At 55.8% G+C, this 13049-nt stretch carries 10 protein-coding genes; 3 read left to right on the top strand and 7 right to left on the bottom strand.

Annotated features, from left to right (window positions below; genetic code table 11):
* Positions 1–25: 25 nt before the first annotated feature.
* Positions 26–271, bottom strand: coding sequence for a hypothetical protein (locus tag AXG89_RS27650; RefSeq protein ID WP_144029356.1), 246 nt, complete (start codon positions 269–271; stop codon positions 26–28).
* On the opposite strand from AXG89_RS27650, the gene AXG89_RS27645 reads away from it, so the two are divergent.
* Complete coding sequence (locus AXG89_RS27645) at positions 257–1414, top strand: C1 family peptidase (RefSeq protein WP_162916137.1); 1158 nt, start codon at positions 257–259, stop codon at positions 1412–1414. The genes AXG89_RS27650 and AXG89_RS27645 overlap by 15 nt on opposite strands.
* Before the next feature lie 214 nt (positions 1415–1628).
* On the opposite strand, the gene AXG89_RS27640 is transcribed toward AXG89_RS27645, so the two are convergent.
* Both AXG89_RS27640 and AXG89_RS27635 read right to left on the bottom strand, forming a co-directional pair.
* On the bottom strand, positions 1629–1886 hold the full coding sequence (locus tag AXG89_RS27640) for an SbtR family transcriptional regulator (protein WP_335671972.1): 258 nt from the start codon (positions 1884–1886) through the stop codon (positions 1629–1631).
* 283 nt (positions 1887–2169) lie between these two features.
* A complete protein-coding gene (locus tag AXG89_RS27635) occupies positions 2170–3051 on the bottom strand; it encodes an H-NS family nucleoid-associated regulatory protein (protein WP_062173803.1) in 882 nt (293 codons plus the stop codon).
* A gap of 493 nt (positions 3052–3544) precedes the next feature.
* On the opposite strand from AXG89_RS27635, the gene AXG89_RS27630 reads away from it, so the two are divergent.
* On the top strand, positions 3545–4174 hold the full coding sequence (locus AXG89_RS27630; protein ID WP_062173805.1) for a hypothetical protein: 630 nt from the start codon (positions 3545–3547) through the stop codon (positions 4172–4174).
* A gap of 254 nt (positions 4175–4428) precedes the next feature.
* Here AXG89_RS27630 and AXG89_RS42420 read toward each other — a convergent pair whose 3' ends face one another.
* The 4 genes from AXG89_RS42420 to AXG89_RS27605 form a co-directional block, all read right to left on the bottom strand.
* Entirely contained in the window at positions 4429–5754 is a 1326-nt protein-coding gene (locus AXG89_RS42420) for a hypothetical protein (RefSeq protein WP_062174155.1), read from the bottom strand.
* Between the two features lie 195 nt (positions 5755–5949).
* On the bottom strand, positions 5950–6165 hold the full coding sequence (locus AXG89_RS27615; RefSeq protein WP_162916139.1) for a DUF1488 family protein: 216 nt from the start codon (positions 6163–6165) through the stop codon (positions 5950–5952).
* Positions 6166–6356: 191 nt separating this feature from the next.
* Positions 6357–6632, bottom strand: coding sequence for an HU family DNA-binding protein (locus AXG89_RS27610; RefSeq protein WP_062173815.1), 276 nt, complete (start codon positions 6630–6632; stop codon positions 6357–6359).
* Positions 6633–7580: 948 nt separating this feature from the next.
* A complete protein-coding gene (locus AXG89_RS27605) occupies positions 7581–11012 on the bottom strand; it encodes an autotransporter outer membrane beta-barrel domain-containing protein (RefSeq protein WP_062173817.1) in 3432 nt (1143 codons plus the stop codon).
* A gap of 808 nt (positions 11013–11820) precedes the next feature.
* On the opposite strand from AXG89_RS27605, the gene AXG89_RS27600 reads away from it, so the two are divergent.
* Entirely contained in the window at positions 11821–12873 is a 1053-nt protein-coding gene (locus tag AXG89_RS27600; RefSeq protein WP_062173819.1) for an NAD(P)H-dependent amine dehydrogenase family protein, read from the top strand.
* Positions 12874–13049: the final 176 nt, after the last annotated feature.

Below are 13049 nucleotides of genomic sequence, written 5' to 3'. Positions count from 1 at the left end.
TCGGCCATTGACTCGCGACGCTCGTTCACGCCGGCGTTGCCTCAACCTCGCCATTTATGACCGGCTTGGTAAAGATGCAGGCCTGCACCCGGCCGCGCTCGCTAACATACTTCGCCGCCCGCAGTATGCGGAAATAGGCGGTAATCGCCCTTGTGATCGACGATTGGCTTAACGCCCGCTCGCCCAAAATAAGACGATTGCGGTTGTTGAATCGAAAGCAATCGCTCACAAAAAAGGGAGTCACGTGCAAAACGAAGTGGAAACCGGTCAAGTGCAAGCGGGTCGGAGCAACACACGAGGTGAGCACGCGGGGGCAGACGCTCCGGCATTGGCGGTCACGCCTGCCGTTCATGTGGATGGCGTTGTGCGGAAGCTCGCTTCAACTGCGCGACGGCTCAAGCCGCTCGCCCGGCCCGAACTCAAGATAGCGACTGCGAACAAAACATTGCGGGAACCGCCGGCTTCGGCAAGCTTGCGTTCGATGTGCCCGCCCGTCCTCGATCAGGATCCTATCCAGTCATGCGCGGCCTTCGCGTTCACCAGCGCATTGCGGTTCCTGCACATGCGCGATGGACAAGATGAATGTCTGTCGCCGCTCTTTTGCTATTACGCGACTCGCGTACTGATCGAGAAGGAACAAAACGGCGACGATTCGGGATGCAAAGCCGACGCGGTCGTCGAGGCGCTTGAGAACTACGGCGTGTGCGTCGAAAGTCTATGGCCCTACGACACGGCGAAGTTCGCGGTCGAGCCGCCCGCGAGCGCCTTCGACGATGCAGTAACGCGCAAGCTGGCGAAGGTGTACAGGGTAACGACGCTGCGAGCCATGAAAGTGTCGATCGCCGACGGCTATCCTGTGCCCGTTGCCTTTCCTGTGGCGCGCTCGGTCGGCTATGGCAGCGACGCGGTTTTATCGCCGACATGGCGAACCGGCGTGTTCCCTGTGCCGACCGCAGCACTCGGCGACGTCCGGACCGGTGCATCGAGCGTATCCGCTGGTTCGGCAGGCGGTTCTGTGGGCTCAGCGGGCCGCGCCGTGGGCTCTGGAGGTGGCGCTGTGGACTCCGCAGGCGGCGCTATGGGCTCCGGGGGTGGTTCTGTTGGATCTGCTGGCAAAGCCACCGGTTATGCAGGCGGCCCTGTAAATGACATGAACCCTTTCCATCAACCTGCTTCCGATCTTGCCGACGGCTACCACTTCGTTCTGGCCATCGGTTACGACGACGCCACCGGCCTGGTAGAAAGCGAAAATTCCTGGGGACCGACTTTCGGCGATAACGGCTATGGCTATTTGCCGTATGCGTTATTCGGACCGACGCAGGACACGCTCATCGCGGACCCGAGCGTGCTGGCTGAAGACCCGTGGACGGTACGCTTCCAATCCGACGAAGCCAGGTCCGCAACGCATCAATAATTGGAGCGATCCGCTGCAAGCCGTATCGTTGGATTGGCGTGGTGAATTCTTAGGCCCTGACGCGCGAACGCCAGAACTTTTATTTTCATGCCGTGATCTATTCGACATGGGCACTCGAAAATCAACACCAATGCGAATTAATCCGGTCATTGCCATCGGCACTTCGATGGAAGCCAAATAAAAGCGTAAGTCCTGGCTCAGCGTGCTCGGAACGTCACGTCTCGCGAAAGATGCTCACAGTCGCAATGGCAACTCGCCTGCGGGCAGCTTGCTCGTCGTCGCCGAAACGATCAACGCCCCAGGATAATGTCGTGACAAGTTCGAAGATATCCTCTGTCGTCACTTCCTTCACCGCCATGCCGGCAGATTTGGCTGCATTGAGAAGTACGCGAGTCGTCTCTATCAGCTGCGAGCTTGCCGGGTTCATCGACGATTCCGGATCGCTTCGTGCGCTCGCTACGCAATAGGGCAAGTCATGCCAGATGCGCAGTTGCCACGCCAGTCGTAGCAGCCACTCCGAAAGCGGACAGGCTTGCTGTCCGAGCAGAAAGAAAGAAAAATCGCAGAGCCCGAGCCTTCAGTTGCACGTGGTGTGTTTCCGCCCATCCACAAATTATGTGGTGCTCTCGTCCGATCTCGGAGTTGCAAGAACGGCAACTATTGACACTGCTTGGTCAACAGGCTTTTCACGCGCGCCGTTGCGCTCCGCATCGGGAGCGAGCGGCCAAAAGGCCGCCCGCGCGCTCTCACCCGTTTTACACTACGGGCGCTTCAATGGCTGCTTGGGTACTGCCGTTATCGTCAGCTACCGTTGCTGCCTTCGCAGCACTGCCTGAACCACTCACCTTCTTTGCAACTCTCTTTTTAGCGACAGTCCCTGTTTTCTTCGCAGCAACCTTCTTGCTAGCAGCAACGGATTGTCTCGGCGTTGCTTCCTTCACCTCATTTTTTGTGGCGGCGGCCTTTTTTGCGGTGATTTTCTTCGCTGCAACTTTCCGCGTTGGCTTTTTTGCTGCATTCGCCTTCTTGCCTACAGCAGACGCTTTACGCGCCGCTTTGGTCGCGACTTCAGCAACAGGCGATGCACCCTCCTCCTCAATCAGGAATTTGGTGCGATCTCTGACGTTCGCAAGCCATGCCGGTGCGCGTCCTTTTCCGCTCCATGTTGCACCTGACTTGCGGTCGCGATACTTAGCCGGCTGCGGTCCCGTTCGGTACCCACGCGGTTTCGCTGTCGTCGTTGCTTCCGCGTTCTCAATTTCGGGAGACGCCGCGTGAGCCGCCACCGCATCACCTTGAATCAGAAACCGACTGCGGTTTTTCGCTTTAGCGATCCAAGCCGGTGCACTTCCCCGGCCGGTCCATGTGGCACCACTCTTTGGGTCCTGGAACTTGGGAGCGACTTTGGTGCCACGGGCATTGGATGCTTTGCGCTTTGACCCAATAGCCAAACCGCTGTCCCCTTTTGCTTCCCGCCTTGCTTTCGTTTTTTCTTCGATATCTTCGGTCGTCAATCTGTGTTCTAGCATCAGGCGACGGATTTGCTCCAACGCGGACTGCGCTTTCTTTGCTATGAGCACGTCGGCTTGCGCCTGCAACTTCTTTAGCTTTTCTTGAATGACTTCGAGTGTGGGCATCGTGACCTCCAAATAGTGAATGCTAGCACTATGCCACGACGCTTGATTTACGCAAACAAACTTGTCAGTTCAAAGCATTACATCCGCGTACATCGATATTTTCGATTGCAGCCTTACCGCTTCGTTTTCAAAGCTCGGATACTTGAGCATCGAGTTCTTATCGATTGTCGGTCGAAGAACAGCGGTGCCCTTGCACTATTGGAATCTTATTCAGACTTCGTTTGTTCATTCCTTTGTAGACGCGAGCTGCGTTGCGCAAACTCAAGGCTTCTTCCTACGTCTATCCTGAATCGAGGATGCGCACATCCGCCGTTGTCCTACGGATAAGTAGGCAAAGAGAAGCATGCCCTGGAGCATTTGCCGCTGTGTGAGCAGACGTTGTTTCGGGACGGTCATTCAGTGAATCAAGTAAGTCGTAACAAAGACCGTCATTCACTCAAGCACCGCCTTATCAAGAGTAATATATCCCGCATCGTTACGCGAGGAAATTCATATGGCCGAATTGAGTTGGTTTAACCAAATCCATCGAGAGTGGCAAGCGCTTAAGGTTCACGATGCTGCGCTCGACATCGAACAGTTCTATCGACATGTTGTATCCGCGTACAAATCGGGCTTTGCCCCGCTCGAGTCAATTGCCACGACCGCAAACGCCCTGCTTCTATCTTCAATTTCCGGTGCTCCGTATTTGGGCCGTAAGCTCCTCATGCAGATCGGCATCGACAAGCATCCCGCGTTGCGCGTCACTTACGCCCTGTCGCTCTTCGCTGGCACGGGCGGCGACAGCGATCCGGAATCGGCCAATCGCATCCTCGTCGACGTATTGAAAGATGAAAACGCGCAAGACAAGCTGAAGGGACTTTCGGCAGCGGCGCTGGGCGATAGTGCCCGGCTTGGGCGCGGCGAAGCGCTTGATGTCGAGCTCGCGAAGGCAAGATACGAGATGGCATTCGGATTTGGCCATCGCGAAGCTGCGCAGACACTTGCTCTCTACTGGGAGAATCGCTGGGGATGCACGGCGTCAGGAGACTCGGTCCCTAACCGCGCAATTGCCCAGAAGTGGTACAAGCGCTGCGGTGAAAACAATCAAAAGATCTTGCAAACAGCGAGCCCCATCGCTTCATAGTTGGTGAGCGGAGGTAACCTTGCGGCTCCGCATCGTTCGTCGCGCGATGCTGGGTTTAAATGCCATACCGCAGGCCGACTATATCGTTGCCGGTCTTCGAATAGCCCTGGATGCGACGCATCAACCAATAACGGCGTCTGATCCGGCGCAGATTTGCATCAACCTATTTGTGCCGCCCCACACCGCATCCCAGACCATCTAAACGAACTTGTCGTCATGATCAATTGAGAAATTGATCCTTGACCAAAGATTCATCAGAGCAAAATCATTTGTTGCAAGAGCTCCAACGCCTTGTTTTCGTTCAGAAGCCCGGTCCGCGCCTTCGCAGCAATTGTCTTCAGCAATGCTTCAGCGATGGGTGGAATCCCACGCAAATGAGCAAGGTCGCTCGCCACTGAAAGCGAAAGCGCTTCGTTGGCCAAGTCTTTCCCAGTGTTCGACGGTTGGTTGTTTTGGTTGGCACCATCAACCGCATCAACGGGTTTCTTAAGGAAGTCTGCAGCGTTCGCTACAGTGGTGACATTTTCCATTAGGTTACCTGTAACGTCTTGGTCTGGGACGCTGACGGTTTGCGGTTGAGGCACCGTGCTAGTTTCGTCCACAAGATGTTTCGCTACCGCCGCTTGCGGTTTATAACTTGTTGCTGTGGGCGTCGCAGTCTTGCGTTTTCTTGAGGTCGGTGCGAGGAGCTCGTTCACGTGGTCAGGCACATCGTGCGTCTGTCGTGGCGTGTCGAGCCACCCCGCTGGCAGCTCTAGTACATCGGTAAAGCGTTTCACCTCGACATCGTCCAAACGCTTTTTCCCGTGCAACCGATGCGCCATGTTTGACTGGCTTAGGTTCAACATTCGACTTAGCAGCGCTTTCGATCCATTGCGGGCAGTCAAGATATGAAGGTTCGCCTGTCGAACCTCAGGAATTGAAAGTGTGCTCGCCAGTTCAAGCGACTGTTGCTGCGCTGCCTTAGCCGCCCTCGAAACACCCTTCGACTGATCGGCCTTCGCGCTTGCGCCGGCATCTTTCGGCGCGATCGCCTTGCCCTTCTTGCTGGCCGGCGCGGGTGCAGTGCTGGTCTTTCTTGGCATATCGACATCCTTGGCTGTTACAGCTTCGCTCAAAACGGGGTGTTTTGTATGATTGGCTGACTTATGACTTGGCGAAGCTTCCACTGGGTCATCAAATACGCTGTCAGTTGGCCGATTTTCCAGCGGAGAGCGCAGTCGTGCGATCACGTCTGGTGGCAACGTTGGGTTTGGGTGATCGAAGAAACCATCGGGAAGACCAAGCGTCGTTTCCATGTGAAACGCTGTCTCGGGCGTAAAACGCTCGCCGCTGACCAATTCTGCGATGCGGGCCAGATTCGAGTCGAGACCCAACGCTACATTTTCTGCACCAACAGCGTCGACAAGTACTTTGAACGCTCGAGTCTTGAATATAGATGCCGTCTGGGCGGGATCCTTTGACTGCGCGGGTTTCCCGTAATGCTTCTTTTGCGTCTGCGATGCGCTGGTCGGCGGGTGCTGGCGCGCTGGACGTGGACCGCTGCCTCGCGAATCTGGGCGTCCAAATGTACGACTCATCAAATTAAACTCCGAATGTTGCACTCGCAATTGCAGCAAGTGCGAAGGTCCAGTAGGCAGTCAGACTGCTGCCAAGTAACCGAGAGATGGCTACAGCAATCAACCGAATCTAAAAATTTGCCGACCCTAAGCATCGCAGCTCAAGGATTAAAGTCTCAAATTTATAAAATTTGGGCCGTACGGAAATGAAAGCGCCTACGACGCAAAGTCCTCTGCATCAAGGCGGACTTCGGTCGCGCCGCTGCGTAAAGCCACGCGCTGCGTGACGGCCGTTATGCGCTGGCGGCCGTCAGCAAATATACGCAGCACGCGGCCTTCGCTTGCATCAGGACCCAACCAGAAGTACTGCTCTAGCGCCGTCCTCGTAATCATCGCCTTCACCTCGCGACCAGCGGTCACTACCTTGAACATAACAGCACGCCCATTTTCAACGAGGGATGGTTCATGTGAGTGTTGCGCGCCGATCATTTCTTCGTCACTTGTCAGATCTAACCCGAATCAACCGAATTAAAGATGCAAGTGTATCAAGCTCCGTGTAGCACTACACTGCCAATGAGCACACACGGAGTGTCCAGCAATGATGAACAGTCGAATACGGAGCGTTACTGATTGACAATGTCCTTGAACGCTTTTCCTGCAGTGAACTTTACCGTCGTAGCTGCGGCAATCTGGAGCGCTTCGCCTGTTTTCGGATTGCGCCCCGCACGGGCGGCACGCGCGCCAGTACCGAACGAACCAAAACCAACTAATTGAACCGTATCGCCGGACACCACCGCTTGCGTGATCTTTGCCAGCACCTCATCGATGATTTCGCTGGTCAAGGCTTTGCTTGCGCCGGATTGTGCTGCGACTGCATCGACAAGTTCTTGTTTGTTCATCAGAATTTTCTCAATAATTAAGTTTCGTTGGTTAAACTTTACCATCAAGAATTAGGTCGGCACTAGAAGAGACCTCCGAGCTGATCTATTTCCAGTTGCCATTCGCGTCGAGTTCCAGCCACCCACTACAGCGCGCAAGCCGAAAAGATGGCATTAGAATACACACAGCCTGGCGAACTGCTCAAGGGATCTCCCTCGCGATGCGCAGACACGAGGTAAAACTTCGTTGCGACCGCTGAGTTGCAACCATATTGGAACGTGGATTGTTCACCATGCATCTTGGGACAGCCTAGACGCAGACACCGGGTCTGCAGCGTTACATCGGTTGCAGGGCGCAGCGCAAAGTGCGACCGTCGTAAAATTTGGTGTCTCTGTTCCCGATGCGTACTGAGTTGATGAAAGGTAGCGCGGCATCGACGACTGCGACGGCGGGTCAGCTTCAATCCAGCTGCTCGGATCATATACGCTGAATACGTTGCCACTGGCGAAATGGCGACACTTGCCGGCAGAAACAGTGCCTCGAGTTCGCCTTAAGCGCTATCACCGCTCCAGTTAATCGGCGCGCTCAGATTTCGGCTTCTCAATGCGCATAGAGCGTTGGCAGGCGACAAACCTTAGCGCCACATCGGCAGCCAACTCACTTTCAACTTTTTGGGCTGACCGCTTGAGTATTTTTATTTATCGACGATTGAGGCAGCAGAACGCATTTCGAATGCGTTCCATTCCGTTTTTATAAATCTTTCCTCCGATATGCTTTTTGGTCATTAGCCACGTAGCAAACTGTTTTTTCTATCTGCCGCATTCAAAAGAATTCGACCGTGACAAACTGTTGATCCGTAAAAAGATCACGGCGAGCAGGCTACGTAAGACCTGCCTGGTTTGAGACACATTAACAAGGACCTCAAGTCACTGTGCCCCGCGTTTCGCTTCGCCGTGAATCCTGACCAGTCACCAACTATACCGATAACCCGCCTGGCCAAACACGCCCTGTCGGTACGCCCCACTGAAGTTTCGCGAGTATTTTACATTCGCGTAAAGCTCAGAATTTTTGCCTGCGCTCGTCGTCACGCCCACACCTAGCTCATACCAGGTCTTGTTCATCCCCGAGTCAAACGACGCGTTGCCAACTTCGGTCTGGCCGGGAGAGAAGAAGTCGTGCAGTACGTTTGCCGTGAAATAGGGTGTGGCCGCACCATCCTTCGAATTGTTGCTGAGATTCGCCGTGAACAAACGGAATCCGAGCCGCCCGCGCAAGGCGTTGGTCGAATTCGCGCTTACCGATGAGATCGCGTCGTTTGTCGCGTTCAGGTGAACGTATTGATACAGCAACTGCGCTTGCGGTTCGATAGCGATGCGGGTCGAACCAAGCACGAACGGCTTGCCGATTTCTCCCGACGCGCCCGCGCCGTAACCATTCTGGGCCGCGTTGTCGCTGTAAATGTCGCCATATTTGTTGTGGTAGTGCGTCAACTGGCCGACACCATCGAAGTAGGTCCCGTCGGAAAGATACTTGGTCCAGTAGCCGCCTACTGACTGCGCTTGCGTCTCAACCGAGCCGGTCGTATTGCTCAGTTGAGCGTTGATATTCCTGGCACTGTCTTCAAAAGACGCCGACGTGGACCCAAGAGTGACCGTCACGCCTGCGTGCGTGCTGCCGCCCGTCGGGGCATTGTCGAGTGTCCAGTCCTTGCCCAGCTGCGCAAAGAAAGTGCGCTCATCGCTTGAAAAACGATCATCAGAGTTCGCATCCAAGCTTTCGCCGCCAATGCGTCCCCAAACGCCGTCCTTGCTGCCGGGTTGCACCGCAGAAAGACTGGCGACGTCGCCGACACGCTCATGGAGCCGCCCTAAAATCGAAAAGCCGTAGTCCAGATTTAGTAAAGGCGTCATCGTATATCCGACAGTTGCGGGACGATAAGCCGGCGCGGCAAGAGAGGGAGGGTTGCCCGGTGCAGCAGGCGTTGCTGGCGTCGTGGGAGGAACTCCGGGCGCCGTTTCTAGAGTAGTCCGCAAGTACCAGTCGCTGGGCGTCGATGCTCCGCCTCGATAAAGGAGATATTGATAAGCGCCCGCTTGTACTGGCGCGCCAAGGGCGAAGCTGCCTGCCGCGGAATTGCCGTTGACCTGCACCAGTTGAATGCCGTCGGCAACCGTTTGTGCACCTGAGCCTGCTTTATTTATCTGGATGGCGGTGTTGCCAGTTGTGTTGCCGTTCACGACGAGGCGGTCGGACTGGGAGGCGGCTCCGCCTTGATTTAACAAGGTGTTCAGGCGAAGCGTGCCGCCAACGCCAGTGTAGTTGCTGCCGACATTCAGCACATTGCCAATGGTATTGCCCGTCACACCGAGTTGGGCCACGCCACGATTCGTAAAATCGCCAGCAATAGTGAACGTTCCGCTCGGGCTACCCGAGGTGAAAGGCAATGCATTGGCAGTAGCAACGACACCGGCATTGTCTACGGAACCCAGCACCGTTCCATACCCGCCGAGCGTCGCGCCGTGTGCGACAGTCGTTGAGCCCGCGCCAATGGTGGCCGATGGATGCGCGCTGTCGCCGACCACGAGGGTCCCGGTTTGGACCGCAGTCCCAGCGTTGTACGTGTTAGCGCCCGTCAGCACCATGGTGCCTGAACCTATCTGAGACACTGAACCAGTGCCGGAAATGGTACCAGCGAAGCCTGCGACATCCGAGCGATCAAATGCAAGCTGTCCGTTGTCGGTCACGTCTCCAACGATGCTCCCGCTCGTGCCGCTGCTGCCCAGTTGCAAGGTTCCCGCCGAGATCGACGTCCCACCGGTATAGGTGCTCGCCCCTGTCAGCACAGTGGTGCCTACGCCCGCTTGATTAACTGCTCCTGAGCCGGATATCGTGCCTGCGTAGCCGGCGACATCAGACCGGTCGAACAGCAGCGTGCCGTTATCCATTACGTCGCCCGTGATACTGCCGCTGGTTCCGCCGTTGCCCAACCGAAGAGTGCCTGCGGCGATGGTCGTGCCACCGGTATAAGTATTCGTACCGGTGAGAGTCAGAGAGCCGGTCCCCGCTTTCGTCAGTTGTCCGGTGCCCGTAATGCCTTGTGCCACAGTCGAAGTAAAAGCCTGCGTGTCGAACGTTCCGCCGGGTGCGTTCACCGAAACCGCACGTGTGGCTGCCAAGTCAAGGTTCCGGGTCAGTTGTAATGTGCCGCCGTTGAACGTTAGGGCACCGGTCGCCGCACCAAGGGCGTTGTCCGCCGCGAGCGCGACGGTGCCTTGGGTGATCGTTGTGCCGCCGGAGTACGTGTTGCCGGCCGGCGCAGTGGGCGCGAGCGTAAGCGTGCCGGCGCCGGTTTTTTCCACGGAGCCGGTACCGTCTAGCAAACCGGTGTATGTCCCCGCATCTGGTTGGACGAAACGCACCAGGCCATTGTCGCTGATCGACAGGGGCAGGCTCTGGGCTCGCGCTTCGAGCGTGCCGCTTGCGTCGACCAGAAGCCTGCCGGTATAACTGTTATTGTTGCCCGTCAATACCAGCGTGCCGGCTTGTACTTCCGAGAGCGTGACGCCGGTGATCGTTCCTGTAAGCGTCCAGGTTCCAGAGTCTTGTTTGTAAAGCGACTGGAACTGCGTAAAATTACCCGGCAAGCTGGAGGCGCCAAGGCCGTTTAAAAAAATACTATTGTTTCCACCTCCCCCACTAAAACTCCCAGAAATTGAAGAGCCGGTATAAAGCCTGAGTACGTCGTCTCCGCCCCCGAAGTTAAGATCACCGATCACTTGCCCATAATTGGTGAAGTCAACCGCGCCGTTGCCCGACGAACCTATGACATTACCTGGGGCCTGAATAATGCCGGTCGGACTATTAATCACCGTGTTGGCGCCTGAGGTGTTCTGAAACCAGATGGCTACCGAGTGCGTGCCTTTTATCAAGCCACTGTTGACGATGCTATTACCCGACCCCTCCACATTTATGGGCTCACCGTAGGCCTCAGTGCCAAGTGTCACGACCTGACCGCCTTGTTGGACCGTCAGCTTGCTGTTGTTAAGGAAATCAATGGCGTTAGCACCCGTGCCGTAAAGGCCTTGGGAGGAAACCGCTGTCGCGCTCACATTTCCACTTACCGTTATGTTTGCGTTGTTTTCGACGCTGATCGCACTCGAGTCACCGACTGCTAAGGACGAGCCGGCTCCTATAGTAATAGTGCGGTTATCTTCGGAAGCGTTCGAGCCCGTTCCGATCATGCCGGTGGCAGGATTAGGCACAGATGCGTCGCAAACTGTCGAAAGACCCGTCGTGTTGCACGCGGCCACAACGTCGGCCGATCGGAAGACCAGGAAAGGAAAAAGTAATATTGTGTAAGCTGCAGAAAGACGGGTCTTGCTTCGGTACGCGGTGGGCATTGGGTGTCTCTTAGATCTGAAGTGCGACACCTTAGTTGTCCATCCAAATAATTTCAAGCAGTTATTCGCTCTTACACCAACTTGCACAAGGGACCAGCCTCGAGTTAGCCAACGTTCCAGAGCTTGCTGTTTTGACCCTACCTTTTAGCGGAGGGTCCTAGCGAACGCCACGAAATTTGCCCAGAAGACAACAGCGTCTTCCACACAATTCGAAGGAAGTGGATGACGAAATGTCACCTCGTACCGCATGTACGGTTGCTTAAAAATGACCTCCAAGGCAGGAGGGGACGGGGGTTGCTTGAACGACCTAGAAGCTTCGCATCGCAAGCGTCTGAAAAGTCCAAAGCGTTAAAGTAGACAAGTCCACGTGTAATAGAGCCGGTGGCATTTGCAAAGCATGTACCGATTCCAATACGAGCTTGAGAACCGTCCTGATAGACTAAGAAGGTAGAATGAGCTCCGTAGGAACGGTTGTCTGCAAAAATTCACCTAGTGGTGTTTAATGCATCAAAGTAGCCAATGTGAGCCATGCGGCTTTCCGCGCCGGCGACTTTTTGATCGCATGGAACTGCGTGCGGCCAAGGAGGCCTTCGCTACCGGCTTTGAACTTCAACTATGCGTTCCGCTCGTAGACATGAAAATTGTCGTTGCAAGAGCGCAAACAACGTTGCGAGGCCGAAGCCTAAGGGCGCAAAAGTCATAGAGCGTCACGAAGCGCAGAAGCGGCGCCTCGCGGCTCGCCCAGATCTCACCCGCGTTCTGTCCCATGCGCTGGAGCAAGCCACTTCACCTGTCGAAGCGACCCTTTATGAACCTGACCGAATGTGGGAAGAGCGACACTCAAGACCAAGCTCGACGCAAGCCCCGGGTCATGATCTATGGCGTCGGCTTCTATGGCATGGAGGCAGTGCGCATCCTGGCTGAAAAAGGTTGGCCAATCGTCGCGGCCGTGAACCGAGCAGGTCCCAAAATTGGCCAAGATTTAGGGCGCCTCGCTGGTCTGAATGAAGATCTAGGGGTCATCGTTCAGGATTGTGAAACTGCCGACTATGCTGCCTTGGGAGCGGACATCGCGCTTGTTGTTCAGACTGAAAGGCTGAGTCTTAACTTGATGGCCTACCAACGTCTTCTTGGGGCTGGCATCAACGTTATCTGCCACGGTTCCGAGTCCTACTTCCCACAGGGCGCTGATCCGAAGTTGGCCGAGGAGATCGACGCATTGGCCAAGCAGGGCAGCGTCACGTTCACGGGCACCGGTATCTGGGACTTCTCGCGTATCTGGCCGGGCATCCTAATCGCAGGGCCTTGCAGTGAACTTCGCTCGCTCAACCATCACAGCCTCACAAACGCTGAGCTAGCGAATGAGCGGATGATGCGAGCCTATGGCGTGGACATGACGCAAGCCGAGTTTGCGCAAAAGGTGGCCAAAGTGCCTGGCCAACTAGGTGAATTGTACAAAGGCATTCCGCACCACGTAATGCACGCGCTTGGCTTCACCATTACGAACGTGACTGAACGGCGGGAGCCGGTGCTATCCGATCAACCAGTGTGGTGCCGCATCCTGAATAGGTTGCTAGACCCCGGCACCTCGCTTGGCCTAAGGATCGTCGCGTCAGTCGAAACCGCCGAAGGTCCAACGGCAAGCGCGCATATCGAATTGCGCATTCTGGCAGAGGGTGAGGCCGAACACATGATGTGGACGGTTGACGGAAGACCGTCATCAAAAATCCGGGTCGACCGCGCGGACGGAGTGCACGCTTCAGCCGCATGCATGGTGAATCGCATCCCTGACGTTATAGCCGCTCCGTCGGGAGTGAGATTGATTTCGCAACTTGGGCCCTTACGGCATTCACACACATAGCGGGGGCTATCCGGCTCCTCGGCTGACTCTCGCGCACTATGGCGAGAAGCATAACGGGCAGTTTTCTCGCGGAGTCCGGATGCGATGAACCGTTGAACAAAGCTCGGAGTGCGCCAGAAAACCCATCGCGGAAATGAGAACGAGTGTCAGGCTAGATAGCACATTCGTTGGCTCAC

The sequence above is a fragment of the Burkholderia sp. PAMC 26561 genome, from assembly GCF_001557535.2.
Lineage (GTDB): Bacteria > Pseudomonadota > Gammaproteobacteria > Burkholderiales > Burkholderiaceae > Caballeronia.
The sequence above is the reverse complement of the archived record's forward strand: the minus strand, read 5'-3'. Positions and strand labels throughout refer to the sequence as shown.

Coding starts and splice junctions, on each gene's coding strand:
- AXG89_RS27630 (WP_062173805.1), top strand. CDS start 3,545: ATGGCCGAATTGAGTTGGTTTAACCAAATCCATCGAGAGTGGCAAGCG.
- AXG89_RS27635 (WP_062173803.1), bottom strand. CDS start 3,051: ATGCCCACACTCGAAGTCATTCAAGAAAAGCTAAAGAAGTTGCAGGCG.
- AXG89_RS27610 (WP_062173815.1), bottom strand. CDS start 6,632: ATGAACAAACAAGAACTTGTCGATGCAGTCGCAGCACAATCCGGCGCA.
- AXG89_RS27600 (WP_062173819.1), top strand. CDS start 11,821: ATGAACCTGACCGAATGTGGGAAGAGCGACACTCAAGACCAAGCTCGA.
- AXG89_RS27605 (WP_062173817.1), bottom strand. CDS start 11,012: ATGCCCACCGCGTACCGAAGCAAGACCCGTCTTTCTGCAGCTTACACA.
- AXG89_RS27615 (WP_162916139.1), bottom strand. CDS start 6,165: ATGTTCAAGGTAGTGACCGCTGGTCGCGAGGTGAAGGCGATGATTACG.
- AXG89_RS42420 (WP_062174155.1), bottom strand. CDS start 5,754: ATGAGTCGTACATTTGGACGCCCAGATTCGCGAGGCAGCGGTCCACGT.